General features: G+C 61.6%; 18 protein-coding genes. 9 read left to right on the forward strand and 9 right to left on the reverse strand.

The features are described from left to right. Positions 1-143 precede the first annotated feature (143 nt). The 5 genes from GFM02_RS25625 to GFM02_RS25645 all read left to right on the forward strand — a co-directional run bounded on the left by GFM02_RS25625 (position 144) and on the right by GFM02_RS25645 (position 3,044). Positions 144-551, forward strand: a complete 408-nt coding sequence (locus tag GFM02_RS25625) for an HIT domain-containing protein (RefSeq protein WP_168323164.1) — start codon at positions 144-146, stop codon at positions 549-551. Next, entirely contained in the window at positions 548-1,507 is a 960-nt protein-coding gene (gene nudC, locus GFM02_RS25630; protein ID WP_131665376.1) for an NAD(+) diphosphatase, read from the forward strand. Before GFM02_RS25625 ends, nudC begins: the two co-directional genes overlap by 4 nt. A 4-nt stretch (positions 1,508-1,511) precedes the next feature. Next, positions 1,512-2,207 carry a helix-turn-helix transcriptional regulator gene (locus GFM02_RS25635; protein WP_168268189.1) on the forward strand — a complete coding sequence of 232 codons (696 nt, stop codon included), beginning with the start codon at positions 1,512-1,514 and terminating at the stop codon, positions 2,205-2,207. A 71-nt stretch (positions 2,208-2,278) separates the two neighbouring features. Beyond that, positions 2,279-2,539 carry a hypothetical protein gene (locus GFM02_RS25640; RefSeq protein WP_168323165.1) on the forward strand — a complete coding sequence of 87 codons (261 nt, stop codon included), beginning with the start codon at positions 2,279-2,281 and terminating at the stop codon, positions 2,537-2,539. Positions 2,540-2,675: 136 nt separating this feature from the next. Then, a complete protein-coding gene (locus GFM02_RS25645) occupies positions 2,676-3,044 on the forward strand; it encodes a VOC family protein (protein ID WP_020052345.1) in 369 nt (122 codons plus the stop codon). 255 nt (positions 3,045-3,299) lie between these two features. Here the strand turns inward: GFM02_RS25645 and GFM02_RS25650 are convergent, their stop codons facing one another. Further along, positions 3,300-4,154 (reverse strand): prephenate dehydratase, encoded by an 855-nt coding sequence (locus tag GFM02_RS25650; protein ID WP_003544355.1) that lies wholly within the window; start codon positions 4,152-4,154, stop codon positions 3,300-3,302. 10 nt (positions 4,155-4,164) lie between these two features. After that, positions 4,165-4,920 carry a 3-deoxy-manno-octulosonate cytidylyltransferase gene (locus GFM02_RS25655; RefSeq protein ID WP_168323166.1) on the reverse strand — a complete coding sequence of 252 codons (756 nt, stop codon included), beginning with the start codon at positions 4,918-4,920 and terminating at the stop codon, positions 4,165-4,167. Positions 4,921-5,074: 154 nt separating this feature from the next. Between GFM02_RS25655 and GFM02_RS25660 the strand changes: the two genes are divergently transcribed. After that, positions 5,075-5,638, forward strand: coding sequence for a c-type cytochrome (locus GFM02_RS25660; protein ID WP_168323167.1), 564 nt, complete (start codon positions 5,075-5,077; stop codon positions 5,636-5,638). A gap of 70 nt (positions 5,639-5,708) precedes the next feature. Here the strand turns inward: GFM02_RS25660 and GFM02_RS25665 are convergent, their stop codons facing one another. Beyond that, positions 5,709-6,656 (reverse strand): AEC family transporter, encoded by a 948-nt coding sequence (locus GFM02_RS25665; RefSeq protein WP_168323168.1) that lies wholly within the window; start codon positions 6,654-6,656, stop codon positions 5,709-5,711. A gap of 490 nt (positions 6,657-7,146) precedes the next feature. On the opposite strand from GFM02_RS25665, the gene GFM02_RS25670 reads away from it, so the two are divergent. Further along, positions 7,147-8,139 carry an adenosine kinase gene (locus GFM02_RS25670; RefSeq protein WP_020052350.1) on the forward strand — a complete coding sequence of 331 codons (993 nt, stop codon included), beginning with the start codon at positions 7,147-7,149 and terminating at the stop codon, positions 8,137-8,139. Here GFM02_RS25670 and GFM02_RS25675 read toward each other — a convergent pair. Beyond that, positions 8,132-8,671, reverse strand: a complete 540-nt coding sequence (locus tag GFM02_RS25675) for an SH3 domain-containing protein (RefSeq protein WP_168268182.1) — start codon at positions 8,669-8,671, stop codon at positions 8,132-8,134. The two genes, GFM02_RS25670 and GFM02_RS25675, sit on opposite strands and share 8 nt — an antisense overlap. A 185-nt stretch (positions 8,672-8,856) precedes the next feature. Between GFM02_RS25675 and GFM02_RS25680 the strand changes: the two genes are divergently transcribed. Next, positions 8,857-9,858 carry a 2-hydroxyacid dehydrogenase gene (locus GFM02_RS25680; protein ID WP_011649963.1) on the forward strand — a complete coding sequence of 334 codons (1,002 nt, stop codon included), beginning with the start codon at positions 8,857-8,859 and terminating at the stop codon, positions 9,856-9,858. 33 nt (positions 9,859-9,891) lie between these two features. Here the strand turns inward: GFM02_RS25680 and GFM02_RS25685 are convergent, their stop codons facing one another. Genes GFM02_RS25685 through recF form a run of 3 tightly spaced genes read right to left on the reverse strand, consistent with a single transcriptional unit; the run spans position 9,892 to position 12,307 of the window. Next, positions 9,892-10,365 carry a GNAT family N-acetyltransferase gene (locus GFM02_RS25685; RefSeq protein WP_168323169.1) on the reverse strand — a complete coding sequence of 158 codons (474 nt, stop codon included), beginning with the start codon at positions 10,363-10,365 and terminating at the stop codon, positions 9,892-9,894. Continuing rightward, positions 10,362-11,186 (reverse strand): molybdopterin-synthase adenylyltransferase MoeB, encoded by an 825-nt coding sequence (locus GFM02_RS25690; protein WP_168323170.1) that lies wholly within the window; start codon positions 11,184-11,186, stop codon positions 10,362-10,364. Before GFM02_RS25690 ends, GFM02_RS25685 begins: the two co-directional genes overlap by 4 nt. Next, complete coding sequence (recF, locus tag GFM02_RS25695) at positions 11,183-12,307, reverse strand: DNA replication/repair protein RecF (RefSeq protein ID WP_065282610.1); 1,125 nt, start codon at positions 12,305-12,307, stop codon at positions 11,183-11,185. The genes GFM02_RS25690 and recF overlap by 4 nt, the downstream gene beginning before the upstream one ends. Positions 12,308-12,721: 414 nt before the next feature. Here recF and GFM02_RS25700 point away from each other — a divergent pair, with 414 nt between their 5' ends. Then, positions 12,722-13,087 (forward strand): helix-turn-helix domain-containing protein, encoded by a 366-nt coding sequence (locus GFM02_RS25700; protein ID WP_020052355.1) that lies wholly within the window; start codon positions 12,722-12,724, stop codon positions 13,085-13,087. Between the two features lie 165 nt (positions 13,088-13,252). Here the strand turns inward: GFM02_RS25700 and GFM02_RS25705 are convergent, their stop codons facing one another. Continuing rightward, the gene (locus GFM02_RS25705) at positions 13,253-13,453 is read right to left on the reverse strand and encodes a hypothetical protein (protein WP_018244284.1); all 201 of its coding nucleotides are present in this window, start codon (positions 13,451-13,453) and stop codon (positions 13,253-13,255) included. A gap of 416 nt (positions 13,454-13,869) precedes the next feature. Continuing rightward, a complete protein-coding gene (gene dnaJ / locus GFM02_RS25710; protein WP_011649969.1) occupies positions 13,870-14,997 on the reverse strand; it encodes a molecular chaperone DnaJ in 1,128 nt (375 codons plus the stop codon). Between the last annotated feature and the right edge of the window lie 12 nt (positions 14,998-15,009).

Genomic DNA, 15,009 nt, shown 5'->3' on the forward strand with positions numbered 1-15,009 from the left:
CCTGATCGACCGGCCGGCTTGGCCGTAGAGCTTGGCTACGACGCGCGCCGGCCGGTCGATCAGGCGGCCCGTTTCAGCCAACAGAATGTTGCAATCTGACCGGGAAAGGCTCTAGTCGTAGGAAAAGACAGGAGGAATGCCCTTTGAACGGTTACGTGCTCGACCCCAGGCTGGAAAATGACAGCGTCAGCATCATGGTCACCGGCCTCTGCGATCTGAGATTGTCGAAGGACGCCCGCTGGCCCTGGCTCATTCTCGTGCCGCGCCGGGCTGACATCACCGAAATCTTCGAGCTGACGCCGCTCGACCAGGTGCTGCTTGCCTTCGAGACGGAGCTGGTCGCCAAGGCGCTGAAGAAGATCACCGGCGCGACAAAAATCAATATCGGGGCTCTTGGCAATATCGTCCGCCAGCTTCATGTTCATGTCATTGCCCGCTTCGAAGGCGATGCCAACTGGCCGGGTCCCGTCTGGGGCTTCGGGCGCGCGGAGCCCTACGAAGACGGAAAGAGAGACGAATTTACAGCGAAGCTGCGGGAAGCCCTTTCATGAGTCATTCGCTTTTCGATTCGGATGTGCCGCATCCGGAACCCAGCAATCTCACGGCCTTTGCCGCCAACGACCTCAACCGCGATTCCGAGCATCGCGACGAACAATCCGTCGAAAAGGCGCTGGCCAAGGAAGGCACCCATATCTTCGCCTTCACCAGGGATAAGCTGGTGCTGAAGCATGACGGCCAGGTGCTCGACCCGCTCTTTGCCCGCTACGAGCTGCAGGAATTGCAGCCGGATTGGGACGAGACCGTGCTTCTCGGTTACCGCAAGACCGGCGAGCCGCGCCTTGCCGTTCCCGTCGGCATCGACGTCGACGACCTCACCAGCCACTATAAGCCTGCCGACGGTCGCACCCTGTTTCGCGAAATGCTGATCGACGAGGTATTGCTCGGCGAATTCGCCCAGGCCGCGAGCCTCATCCGCTGGAATGGCGACAATCGCTTCTGCGGCCGCTGCGGCTCGGCGATGGAGATCCACATCGGCGGCTACAAGCGCGTCTGCGCCGCCTGCGAACACGTGATCTTCCCCCGCACCGACCCCGTCGTCATCATGCTGACGGTCGACGAGCAGCGCGATCTCTGCCTGCTCGGGCGCAGCCCGCATTTCGCGCCGGGCATGTACTCCTGTTTGGCCGGCTTCGTCGAACCCGGCGAGACCATCGAGAACGCCGTGCGCCGCGAAACGCTGGAGGAATCGGGCATCCGCACCGGCCGTATCCGTTACCACGCCTCGCAGCCCTGGCCGATGCCGCATTCGCTGATGATCGGCTGTTACGCCGAGGCGAAATCCACCGAAATCAGCCGCGACGAGACCGAGTTGGAGGATTGCCGTTGGTTCACCCGCGAGGAAACGATCGAGATGCTGGAACGCCCGAGCGCGACAGGCAGGGCCTCTCCGCCGAAAGGGGCGATCGCCCACCGCCTGATGCGTGATTGGGTGGAGTGGAAGCGCTAGCGCCATGCCGATCGCCCGCTCGGAACGGCTGCTGACGCTGCTCCAGACGCTCCGGCGTTACCGACGCCCGGTGACCGGCACGGTGCTGGCACAAGAGACCGGCGTCAGCCTGCGCACGCTCTATCGCGATATTGCCAGCCTGCAGGCCCAGGGCGCGATGATCGAAGGTGAAGCCGGCATCGGCTATGTGCTGAAGCCCGGCTTCATGCTGCCGCCGATGATGTTTTCCGAAGAAGAGCTGGAAGCATTGGTGCTCGGCTCGCGCTGGGTGGCCCGCGCCGCCGAGCCGCGCCTTGCCGGCGCCGGCGCCGATGCACTGGCCAAGATTGCCGCCGTGCTGCCGGCCGATATGCGCGAGATGATCGATTCGGCGGCACTTTTCGTCGGTCCCAAACGCAGGGACGAGGACAAGGCTGACGTTTCGGCCATCCGCAGGGCGATCCGCCTGGAGCGTATCCTCGAACTGCATTATGGCGACGAGCAGGGCCGTATCTCGCGCCGCCGCGTCTGGCCCTTCGGGCTCGGCTATTACGAGCATGTGCGCGTCCTCATGGCCTGGTGCGAACTGCGCCAGGATTTCCGCCATTTCCGTACCGATCGCATCATCGACATGGCCTTGCACGAGGTGCGTTATCCGCGCCGCCGCACAGTGCTCCTCAAGGAATGGCGCGAGACGCAGGACGTGCCGATGGAGAACTGAACGCTGCTGCCATAAACTGTCAGCAGATGGAGTTATTATCAGTGCCAATCCACCAGGAAGGAGTACTGATCATGGTAACGCCTCCAGCCATTCATTTCACCAACGACCGTTTTGCGGCCGAGTCCTTTGCCGATGTCATTTCGGCCGAGACTTTTGCCGATGTCCACCAGTCAGCGCGCTCCGGCCTGCTGCACCTGATCATGAACATTTTCCGATTTCGCAGAGGAGACCGCACCGGCCTCGACCTTGAAGCGACACCGGATTACCGGAAGCGCGACCTCGGCTTCATCGACGGACGCGACCCGCGCCGCGAGGACCGTTTTCCGCTTTAGGCCGTGCCTATCCTTATTAACATTCCACCCGACGAGAACGGGGCGTTGCGATCGCTGCGCCCCGTGCACTCTGCTGCCATTCATTGTCAGCAGGTGATCTCTCGCGGCGCCATTCCACAACAACGGGAGAACCAAAATGACCAGCCCCAATCTTATCATTCTTTACGTCAAGGACCCGGGTGAAAGCGCCAGCTTCTACCGGAACCTCTTGAACCGCGAACCGGCCGTGGAAGCGCCGAATTTCGTCGCCTTTCCGCTTGAGGGCGGCTTCACGCTCGGCCTCTGGCGGCGCAGCAAGGTCGAGCCGCAACCCTCCGCCATCGGCAACCGCGGCGAAGTGGCGTTCATGGTCGAAGGAGAAAATGCCGTCGCCAAACATTACGAAGACTGGCGCCAGCGCGGTCTGCCGATCGCCCAGGAACTGACCGAACTGGATTTCGGCCCGACCTTCGTCGTGCTCGATCCGGATGGGCATCGGCTGCGTGTCTGTGAACCGGATAAATGAATTTTGGCGCTCTGATTGTGGGGGCTTTGTCTCACAATCTCGTCGTGCCACATCCGCCCCCCTCTGCCCAGCCGGGCATCTCCCCCACAGGTGGGGAGATTGGCTGGCCGCACCGGCTTCCCAAGCAATCAGCGTTGCAGCACGGCGAAACGGTAGATGAGCAGGAAGGCCAACCCACTTGTGATCTCCCTCCTTGTTGTGGGGGAGATGCCCGGCAGGGCAGAGGGGGTCTACTTGCACCCCTGGACCCGCTGTTTAAAGCAGGCCTCGCATCGCATGCCCCTTGTAGACGCCGAGGATGCGGACTTTCTCGGAAAAGAACCGCAGTTCCTCCAAGGCCCGGCGCACGTTCGGATCGTTCGGATGGCCTTCGATATCGGCGTAAAACTGCGTCGCCACGAATTTTCCGCCGAGCTGGTAGCTTTCCAGCTTCGTCATATTGATGTTGTTGGTGGCAAAGCCGCCGAGCGCCTTGTAGAGCGCGGCCGGGATGTTGCGGACGTTGAAGACGAAGGTGGTGACGACCTTTTCTTCCGCCGAATTCCGTTGCGCCCATTCCTCGTCTCGGGACAGGACGACGAAGCGGGTCACGTTGTTTTCCGTATCCTCGACATTTTCGGCGATGATCTCGAGCCCGTAGAGATCGGCGGCAAGGCGTGGCGCCAAGGCGGCCATCGAGCGGTCGCCGGTTTCCTGCACGAGTTTCGCCGCCCCCGCCGTATCGCCGGCGATCACCGGCTTCCAGCCATTGGCACGAACGATCTTGCGGCACTGGCCGAGCGCGTGGATATGGCTGTGCACCGTGCGGATCTCGTCCTTGGTAACACCGGGCAGCACCATCAGCTGGAAACGGATGGGCATGAAATATTCGCCGATGATGTGCAGCCGCGACTCCGGCAGCAGATGGTGAATATCGGCGACGCGCCCTGCGATCGTGTTCTCGATCGGGATCATCCCGATATCGGCGTCGCCGTTGTCGACCGCCGTGAACGCGTCCTCGAAGGTCTGGCAGGGCAGCGGCTCCATGGTCGGAAACATGTCGCGGCTGGCCATGTCGGAATTGGCGCCGAATTCGCCCTGAAAGGCGATCCTGTTGGTCTTGATGTTCATGATGGTTCCGTCAGTTCGACTTTGCGGAGAGGATGCGCCGCGCTTTTTCGAGGTCGGCGGGAGTATCGACACCGAGCGGAACCGTGTCAACGATCTCGGCGTCGATGCGCATGCCGGCTTCCAGCGCCCGCAGCTGCTCCAGCGATTCGCGCTTTTCGAGCGTCGAGGGGCCGAGCGAGACGAACCGTTCGAGCGCCGCGCGCCGATAGGCATAAAGGCCGATATGATGGTAGAGCGGCCCCTGGCCGTAAGGCGCGGTTGCCCGCGTGAAGTAGAGCGCGTGCAGCCGGTTGGCGGAAATCGGCGAGCCGACGATCTTGACGATGTGCGGCGCGGTTTTGTCTTCCTCATTGTCGATTTCGGTCGTCAGCGTACCGATATCGACCGCCTCGATCTCGAGCGGGCGCAAAGCCGCGCGCACCGTTCCCGGATCGATCGTCGGCAGATCGCCCTGGATGTTGACGATGATTTTCGCCTTTCCCTCCGGATCGACTTTCGTCAGCGCCTCAAAGATCCGATCGGAACCCGATTGGTGGTCCACGCGGGTCATGACGACTTCGAAGCCGGCGGCGGCCACGGCCTCGAACACTCGGACGTCGTCGACGGCGACGACGACACGGCCGATGGCTGCCTCCCTGGCGCGCATCGCCACCTGCACGATCATCGGCAGACCGCAAATATCGGCCAGCGGCTTGCCCGGAAGCCGGGTGGAGGCCATGCGTGCCGGGATCAATACGAGCACGCCGTCTAAATTTGAATCACTCATTGTTCGGGCCTTCTATTCCGGGCTGAAAAGTGTCAAAAAGTCTCACGCACAAGACCATTTAGACAGTTGCAACGATCAACCAAAAGACATAGGTTCCGCGCGATTTCAAGATGGTCCGGTTTATGGTCTGCCGGCTGCAAGGGGAGCATTGCAGATGAATTCATACGTCAATACGGCCGTTGGGGCGCTGCTCGGAACGATTTTCGTTCTGATGTCTGTCTCCATCGCGTCCGAAGGGATCTTCCATTCCGAAGCACCGGAAAAGGAAGGTTTCGCGATCGTTGCCGAAGAGGCGCCCGCTGCTGGCGGTGAGGCTGCGCCTGCCGTTGCCGTTCCGATCGCGCAATTGCTCGCTTCTGCAGATGCCAAGGCCGGTGAAACTGTCTTCAAGAAGTGTCAGGCCTGTCATGACGGCGCCAAAGGGGGACCGAACAAGGTCGGTCCCAACCTCTTTGGTGTCGTAGATCGCCCGATCGCCTCGCATGCAGGCTTCGCCTATTCCGCTCCCATGAAGGATTTCTCCAAGGGTGGCAGCGAGAAGTGGACCTTCGAAAATCTCAACAAGTTCCTGCTGGCGCCAAAGAAGGACATTCCGGGCACCGCCATGGGCTTTGCCGGTCTGGCGAAGGATCAGGACCGCGCCAACGTCATCCTCTACCTGCACACGCTTGCCGATTCGCCGGGACCGCTGCCGGATCCGAACGCCGCGACGCAGTAACGCGCCAGACAATCGCAAGACATCGAAGCCCGGCCCGCAAGCCGGGCTTTTCTTTGGTGCGGATATCAGCTCAGGCGCCGAGGAAATAGGCCCAGAGCGAGACCGTGATGGCGCCCAGCGCCGTCGTCACGGTGATCGTCGAGGCGGCCAGGCTGTGACCGACGCCGAAGCGATTGGCGATCAGCCAGGCGTTGACGCCGGTTGGGACAGAGGAGGTCAGCACGATCGCTGCCGTCCATTCGGGGCTGAGATCGAGCAGATGGCTCGCCGCCCAGACGCAGCCGGGCAGCAGCAGCAGCTTCAGGCTCGAGGTAACGCTGGCGATGCCGAGATTGCCGGAGACGCCGTATCTCTCCAGCGCCATGCCGAGCGATATCAGCGCCGCCGGACCGGCAATGCCGGCGATCTGCCCGACGACCGTTGCTGCCGTTGCCGGCATGGTGAGACCGGAAAGGTGCATGGCCATGCCGGCTGCAAGGCCGATCACCAGCGGGTTGCGCACGAGATTGACGGCGATCTGGCGAAGCACCAGTACCATGCTGCGATCGCTCTTGCCGGCGATCTTGCGCTCGGCATGCTCCATCAGCACCGTGCCGGCGACCATCATCACCGGCAGATGCACGGCAAGCAGGATCGACAGCGCCACCAGCCCTTCGTCGCCGACAGTCCGCTCGACCAGCGGCAGGCCGATGAAGATATTGTTGGCGAAGGCCGAGGAAACGCCGGCCAGCACGCCGATCCGTTCGTCGCGGCCGAAGAGGCGGGTGGCGGCGATATGGCCAGCCGTCCAGGTGATGGCGACGCCGGAAAAATAGACGATCCAGAGGCGGAAGGGCGAGGCGCCATGAAAATCCGCCTCGGCGATGGTGCGGAAGAGCAGAAGCGGTACGGCGATCTTGAAGACGAATTCGCTGAGCGCTTCGCCGACATTCGACGCCATCAATCCGCTGCGAACGATCACCCAGCCGATGAGAATCAGGATGAAGACGGGAAGGACGTCGAAAATGATGGCTGACATAGGGGAGGCTGCTCTGCGCGGGGGAGTATACGACCTCTACAGCGCCGCGTCTTTTCGAGAGGCGCAAAGGACGCTGTAGTACTTTTGAATTAAGGATTATGCAGTAGCAGCAAACGGCTTGGAATGAAAAGGCAATAGCCGCCCGATCCGGCAGCCCGGGCATCCGAAAGCAAAAAAAGCGGGCACAGCCCGCTTTTCCGCTCCGGCCTTTGCCGGATATCCGGATCACGAAGCTGCCAGTTCATCCGTGGTCAGCATCGCGCCGGTAAGATCGAAGGGATCATCCCTCGTGCGCCCGGCTGCAACTGAAAGCTGCTTCATGCCGGTCTTCCTGCGAGGATTTCTAGATATTGAAAATGACAGGGACATGACGAACAGGCGGCACTTTTGCGAAGAAATAGAGAAGCCATCCACCATTTATCCTTCCAAACCGCGGAAATTTCGCTAATACCAAACCCCGGCTATCACAAACTCCGGGACCCCCCATTTCATGACAAGATTCGATGTTCTGACAGTCGGCAACGCAATCGTGGATATCATTGCCCGTTGCGACGACCAGTTCCTCATTGACAACCAGATCACCAAGGCGGCGATGAACCTCATCGATGCCGAACGCGCCGAACTCTTGTATTCGCGCATGGGACCGGCGCTCGAAGCTTCCGGCGGCAGCGCCGGCAACACGGCGGCGGGCGTGGCGAGCCTCGGCGGCAAGGCTGCCTATTTCGGCAACGTCGCCCAAGATCAGCTCGGTGACATCTTCGCGCACGATATCCGCGCCCAAGGCGTCCATTACCAGACCCGGCCGAAGGGCACCTTCCCGCCGACGGCGCGTTCGATGATCTTCGTCACCGAGGACGGCGAGCGTTCGATGAACACCTATCTCGGCGCTTGCGTCGAGCTCGGCCCGGAAGACGTTGAGACCGACGTCGTGGCCGACGCCAAGGTTACCTATTTCGAAGGTTATCTCTGGGATCCGCCACGCGCCAAGGAAGCGATCCTCGATTGTGCCCGCATCGCCCATGAAAACGGCCGCGAAATGTCGATGACGCTGTCGGACAGCTTCTGCGTCGACCGTTATCGCGGCGAATTCCTAGATCTGATGCGCTCCGGCAAGGTCGATATCGTCTTCGCCAATCGCCAGGAAGCGCTGTCGCTCTACGAGACCGACGATTTCGAGGAGGCGCTGAACAGGATCGCCGCCGATTGCAAGATCGCCGCCGTGACGATGAGCGAGAATGGCGCCGTCATCCTGAAGGGCCGCGAGCGTTTTTACGTCGATGCGATCAGGATCAGGGAAGTGGTCGATACGACAGGTGCCGGTGATCTTTTCGCCTCCGGCTTCCTCTATGGCTACACGCAGGGACGCTCTCTCGAGGATTGCGGCAAGCTCGGCTGCCTGGCTGCCGGTATCGTCATCCAGCAGATCGGCCCGCGCCCGATGACCTCGCTTTCCGAGGCCGCCAAACGGGCAGGGCTTATTTGAAGGCTTCGCCGGGATAGGCACCCCAGATTTCCGACTGCGCCACCCAGCCCGAGGCGCCGTCGGATTCGGCACGGCACCAGTCGCCGTTGCATTCGCCGATCGTCAGCATCACGCCGGGTTCGAGCTTGGCGACGATCGAGGCGGAGGGCTGCGCCTCGCGGCGCAGATTGACATAGATGCCCTTGCCCTTGGTCTTCATCCACGGGGCGGCAATCGCCGCGCGCTGGCCTGACAGCAGCGACTGGTTGACCCAGCCTTCGGTGCCGTCGGCATCGCGGATGCGGCGCCAGTTGTCGTATTCCTGGATGATCTCCACCGGCAGGCCGGATTTCAGGTACATCCACGACACCGCGTAATCCGTTCCCGGACCGATGCGCAGGTTGACGCGCTTGGATTTCAGCGTGACGAAGCGCGGCAATGGCAGTCCGCTTGGCCCCTTGGCCGCCTGCGCATGGGCGAACCCGACGGTTCCCATGGACGCAGCCAGAGCGACGGCAAGGGCGAGGCAGGACTTCAGGACTTTGCTGCGCATGGAAGTTTCCGTTTGCTCGAATTCGCGGGCAGGCCCGGCCTGCTCGCGCTCCGGGCTCTGACATTCCCCGGCTGCACCACGAGTTTTGTTTGTCTTCGCGTGCGGGTCTGGTAGAAAATGCCCGGAATGGGAAAATTATCACCCCTCTTGGTTAAAGACCTCTGAACAAGGCACCACAGGCAGCCATGACAGCGAAGAAAAAACCGAAGGTCTACATCACCCGCAAGCTGCCGGATGCCGTCGAAACCCGCATGCGCGAACTCTTCGACGCCGAGCTGAACATCGACGACGCACCGCGCTCCGTTCCCGAGCTGATCGCTGCGGTCAAGACCGCCGATGTGCTGGTGCCGACTGTCACCGATCGCATCGACGCGGCGCTGATCGAACAGGCGGGACCGCAGATGAAGCTGATTGCGAGCTTCTCCAACGGCACCGATCACATCGACGTCGAGGCGGCGGCGCGCAAGGGCATCACCGTCACCAACACGCCGAACGTCCTGACCGAGGACACCGCCGATATGACCATGGCGCTGATTCTCGCTGTTCCGAGAAGGCTCGGCGAAGGTGCGCGCGTGCTGACTGACAAGCCCGGCGAATGGGCAGGCTGGTCTCCGACCTGGATGCTCGGCCGGCGTATTCACGGCAAGCGGATCGGCATCGTCGGCATGGGCCGCATCGGCACGGCGGTGGCCCGCCGCGCCAAGGCTTTCGGCCTGTCGATCCATTACCACAACCGAAAGCGCGTCAATCCGGCCGTCGAGGACGAGCTGGAGGCGACCTATTGGGAAAGCCTCGACCAGATGCTTGCCCGCGTCGACATCGTTTCGGTCAATTGCCCGTCGACGCCGGCGACCTTCCATCTGATCTCGGCTCGTCGTCTGGCGCTGCTGCAGCCGACGGCCTATCTCGTCAACACCGCGCGCGGCGACGTGGTCGATGAAGCTGCGCTGATCAAGTGCCTGAGGGAAGGACGGATCGCCGGCGCCGGCCTCGACGTCTTCGAGAACGAGCCTGCAGTCAACCCGAGGCTCATCAAGCTCGCCAATGAGGGCAAGGTCGTGCTGCTGCCGCATATGAGTTCGGCGACGATCGAAGGCCGCATCGACATGGGCGACAAGGTCATCATCAATATCCGCACCTTCATCGACGGTCACAGACCGCCGAATCGGGTACTGCCAGGGCGTTAGAGCGCATCTCAGGATCGAGATGCGCGAGGCGCATCAAGACACAAGGACCTTGCGCATCTCGATGAACGTCGTCCTGGCAAAGCCGGGATGGGCCTTTTCGGCGGTTCTGGAAAATCCCCAGGCGGCAAAGACGGCGTGGTTGTCGGTAAGTTCGATCCGCGTTTCCAGCCGCAAGGCGGGAAGGCCGAGCGCCGCAGCGGTCTCCTCGGCAATTGTCAGCAGCCGTTTGCCGAGGCCCTTGCCCTGCACCTCAGGCAGAACGGCGAGCTTGCCGACATACAGACAATCGGCCTCCGGCCGCAGGAAGAGGCAACCAATCAGTTTTTCGCCGTCGATGGCGACATGGCCGATCTCGGTCCCGGCCTTTTCGGCCAGTGATGCGGTCGTCAGCTTGAGCGCCGAAGATGGCGGGTCGATCCTGCCATTCATGGCGGCGAAGGCGGAAAGGATCAGCGCCAGCAGTTCATCCCAGCGCGTGAAAGTCTGATCAAGCGGAAGAATCGTCATCCGGCCTGTCTCTCTGTTGTACGGCGTCGTTTGTAGCGGATGGTGTCGAAGCGGGCCGAGAGTGCGTCGTAGAGCAGCAATCGTCCGACCAGCGGTTCGCCGGTGCCGGTGACGAGTTTGATCGCCTCCATCGCCATCATCGTGCCGATGACGCCGGTCAGCGCGCCGATGATGCCGGCCTCGGCGCATGCGGGAATCAATCCGGCCGGCGGCGCTCCCGGAAACAGGTCACGATATCTAGGGTTGGGCGTTCCGTCCTCAGCCGTTTCATAGGGCTTGAGAACCGTCAACGAGCCGTCGAAGCGCCCGACGGCGCCGGTGACGAGCGGAATGCGCGCTTCATCAGCCGCATCGGCGGCGGCATAACGGGTGTCGAAATTGTCGGAGCCATCGATCAGCAGATCGAAGCCTGAGAGCTGACGGCGGGCGGCCCCCGGGCAGAAGCGTTCCTCGAAGCGGATCAGTCGGACATGCGGATTGAGCCTGGCGATGGCGAAAGCAGCGCTCTCCGTCTTCAATTCGCCGATCGTACCGGAATCATGGATCACTTGGCGCTGCAGGTTCGACAGCGACACCCGGTCGTCGTCGACGATCCCGAGCGTGCCGACACCGGCTGCGGCCAGATATTGCAGGACCGGCGCACCGAGGCCACCGGCGCCGATCACCAGCACGCGGGCGGCTTTCAGTTTCTGCTGGCCGGCGCCGCCGATCTCGGGCAGCAGGATGTGGCGGTGATAGCGAGCGATTTCTTCCGGGCTGAGCGGTTCCATGGCGCCGATGTTATCATGACGCCCGACGCCTGGAAAAGCCGCCTCCGTCATTCGAACACCCTTCCGTCGGCCACCGTGAAAAATTGCGCCCTGTCGCCGAGTGCTGAAAACATCGCGCGATCCGTTCCGGTCATGAAGGCCTGGCCGCCGAGCCCGTCGATAAGGTCGAAGAGCGCGGCGCGGCGGCCCTCGTCGAGATGGGCCGCGATCTCGTCGAGCAGCAGGATCGGCGCATGGCCGGTGAGATTGCCGACGAGCCGGGCATGCGCAAGCACCAGGCCGACAAGCAGCGCTTTCTGCTCGCCGGTGGAGCAACGCTCCGCCTCCATCGCCTTTTCGCGGTGATGCACGATGAGATCGGCCCGGTGCGGCCCCTCAAGCGTGCGCCCCGCGCCGGCATCGCGGTAGCGGCTCTCCGCCAGCATCGCCGCATAGTCGTCCTCAAGGTCGACCGAGGGGCGCGAGAACTGACCGTCCATGAAGCCCGAAAGCTGCAGCGATGCCGAAGGGAAGGGCGACGTTTCGCGGGTTTCCTCGATCAGCCGGGTCAGCAGGCCGAGCATCTCCTGCCGGGCGAGCGCCATGGCGATGCCGAGGCTTGCCATCTGCTCCTCGATGCCGGCAAGCCAGGAGGGATCGAAGCGGCCTTCATCCAGCAATTTGTTGCGGCTGCGCATGGCGCGCTCGAAATCGCTGGCGCGGCGGCCATGGGCGGGATCGAGCGATAGCACCAGCCGGTCGAGAAAGCGGCGCCGGTCGGAAGAGGCGCCGGTAAAGAGGCCGTCCATCGCCGGTGTCAGCCAGAGAAGACGCAGATGGTCGGTCAGTTCGTCGGCAGTCTTTGCCGTCGTGCCATTGATGCGCAGCTTTCGGGCGGTGGTCTCCTCGCCCGTTTCGATGCCGGTGCCGATCTCGACGTCGCCCTCCATGCCGTCGAGCGCGGCGAAGATCGAAAAGCCGCCGGCCGCGCCGACGCGGGTAATGTCGCCATAAGCAGCGCGGCGCAGACCGCGGCCGGGCGAAAGCAACGAGACTGCCTCCATGAGATTGGTCTTGCCGGCGCCGTTGTCTCCCGTCAGCACGGCATGCCGACCATCAAGGGTAAGGGCCGCCGCCACATAGTTGCGGAAGTCTGTCAGCTTCAGACGGGAAAGAGAAACCTTGTGCGGCATCGAATGTCCGGAATCGTAAAGCGTGACAGCTAAGCCGAAGCGGCGCTGATGGCAAGGCTGGCAGCTATTTGGCCGCGGATCGCGTACCGCCGGTGCCGCAACGCAGAACATATATTCCAGATGATCCCGTGACCGAAATCCCTGTGTCCGACGCCGATGGAACGGCTAGGACGCTTTGGAAATTCATTTAAAAATACAACCATCGTAGATGGCCTGACATCGCCAAACCGATCCGTCGACAGTCATTGCCAATGTCTTCCAGCGCCGGATATTCAAGGTTTGCCGCCATCCTCCAAGGCTACTGACGTAACGTAAAGCCCAAAAAAAGTTGGTTGAATTTTGCAACTGCAGGGTTGAGTTATCCGGTGCAAACGATATGGTAAACGGACCGTTTATGTATAAGAGAGTGATGAAGTGCCAGATCCGGTTGATATTATCGTCGGTCGCAACGTCAGACAGTTTCGCGCCCTTCGCCGTGTTTCTCAGCTCGAGCTTGGCGAAGCACTCGGACTGACTTTCCAGCAAATCCAGAAATACGAAAAGGGGGCGAACCGCGTTTCCGCCAGCAAGCTGCATCAGATCGCGGTTTTTCTCGACGTCGAGATCTCTGCTCTCTTCGAGGGTGCCGGCATGTCGCCATTCGGCAGCCGTGTCGAACTCAGCCCCGACGCCTATGCGCTTGCGCTGAGCTACGACAAGCTGAACTCACCGGCAGGCAAGGAAGCGGTCAAGACCATCGTCAACCTCATGACGGGCGAAGCGGCCGAAACCGCCGCCTGATTCCACCGCAGCAGGGATCACGGTTCGCACGGAAAAGCACGACCTATTCAAGGTCTGGATGATTTCCGGACACCTGCGGGTGTGTGCAGCAATATTGGGGGGATGACGTGCATCAGGACAAAGACCGGAAGCAGACCGCCTGATTGAGGTTCGATGCCGCGCGCTTCAGTGAATCTCGCATTCGTGCAGCGCCATCAGCAGATCGTCCTGCGTCTGGTGGCCGGCATGATAGAGGTCGATCGCGATGTTGGCGATGGAAAGGCCTTGCTGGCTGCGAAGCTTGATGTTGCGCTCGGCGCACCATGTGTAGATGGCGCCGGCAAGAACGTCGACGTCTTCGGACTGAGATGAAAAGGCTGGCGCCATGGCTGATACCCTTGGTTTGTTTGTTCCCGCTAGCGCTAAGGACGCTCTATCACTTTGATTTTGTGCATGACCCCGAAATCGATTCTGATCCCCGGGGTCATGCACTGACGGCAGAGACTGAATTCATTTGGAAAACTTGCAAGCGACATTATCTGGCTGCGTTAACGCAAGTCGTCGTCCCGCCCGCCGCCGTATCGATCCGGGACAGATTCGCCAGCATGGACGGCGAATGTCGCAAATTGAGGCATGTCGCGCGAAACTGTAAAGCGGTCTTGCGATAACGACATGCGTAAAAACAAAGACTTAAAGCGCAAGGAGCGAATTTGAAAGATCGCGTCGCGCTTTAGGATTCCTGGAACAAAAAAGCCGGAGACGTTTCCGTCCCCGGCTTTTGTAATGGGCATGTCGATCGCGGCTCAGCCTTCGAAGAATTCCTTCATCCGGGCAAAGAAGCCCGTCGATTCGGGATTATTCTCCTTGGAGGAAAGCTGCTCGAATTCCTGAAGCAGTTCGCGCTGACGCTTGGTGAGCTTTTGCGGCGTCTCGATCTGGATCTGGATGTAGAGGTCGCCTGTCTGCACCGAACGCAGCACCGGCATGCCCTTGCCCTTGAGGCGGAACTGTTTGCCGACCTGGGTGCCCTCGGGCACGGTGACGCGCGACTTGGTGCCGTCGAGCGTCGCCACGTCGAAGGTGCCACCGAGCGCGGCCGTCGTCATCGAGATCGGAACGGCGCAATAGAGATCGGCTCCGTCGCGCTGGTAGAATTCATGCGGTTTGACGGACAGGAAGATATAAAGGTCGCCTGCCGGTCCGCCGCGGGCCCCGGCCTCGCCTTCGCCCTGCAGCCGGATGCGGGTGCCGTCCTCGATGCCGGCGGGAATATTGACCGAGAGCGAACGCTCTTCCGTCACCCGGCCCTGGCCGTGGCACTTCGGGCACGGATCGGGAATGATCTGGCCGCGGCCGTGGCAGGTCGGGCAGGTCCGTTCGATCGAGAAGAAGCCCTGTGCCGCGCGCACGCGCCCCGTTCCCTGGCAGGTGCCGCAGTTCTTCGGCTGCGTGCCGGGCTTGGCGCCTGAACCCGAACAGACGTCGCAGGTGATCGACGTCGGAACGCGGATCTGCGCCGTCTTGCCGGAGAAAGACTCCTCCAGCGTTATTTCCATGTTGTAGCGAAGATCGGCGCCGCGTTCGCGGCCGCCCGACGAGCGCTGGCGCGCGCGCCCTCCACCCATCATCTCGCCGAAGATATCCTCGAAAATGTCGGAGAAACCGCCGCCGGCAAATCCGCCGCCACCGCCGCCCATGCCGCCATGCTCGAAGGCCGCATGACCATAGCGATCATAGGCCGCCCGCTTCTGCGGGTCCTTGAGCATCTCGTAGGCTTCGTTGATTTCCTTGAACTTCCGTTCGGCGTCCTTGTCATCCGGGTTCTTGTCCGGATGGTATTTCATCGCCAGTTTGCGAAAGGCGCTCTTCAGCTCTTTCTCGTCCGCCGACTTGGCTACACCCAGAGTTTCGTAAAAGTCCGCTTTTGCCATTAAGGATTAAAC

This window comes from Rhizobium leguminosarum bv. viciae (assembly GCF_012276115.1).
GTDB lineage: Bacteria > Pseudomonadota > Alphaproteobacteria > Rhizobiales > Rhizobiaceae > Rhizobium > Rhizobium leguminosarum_T.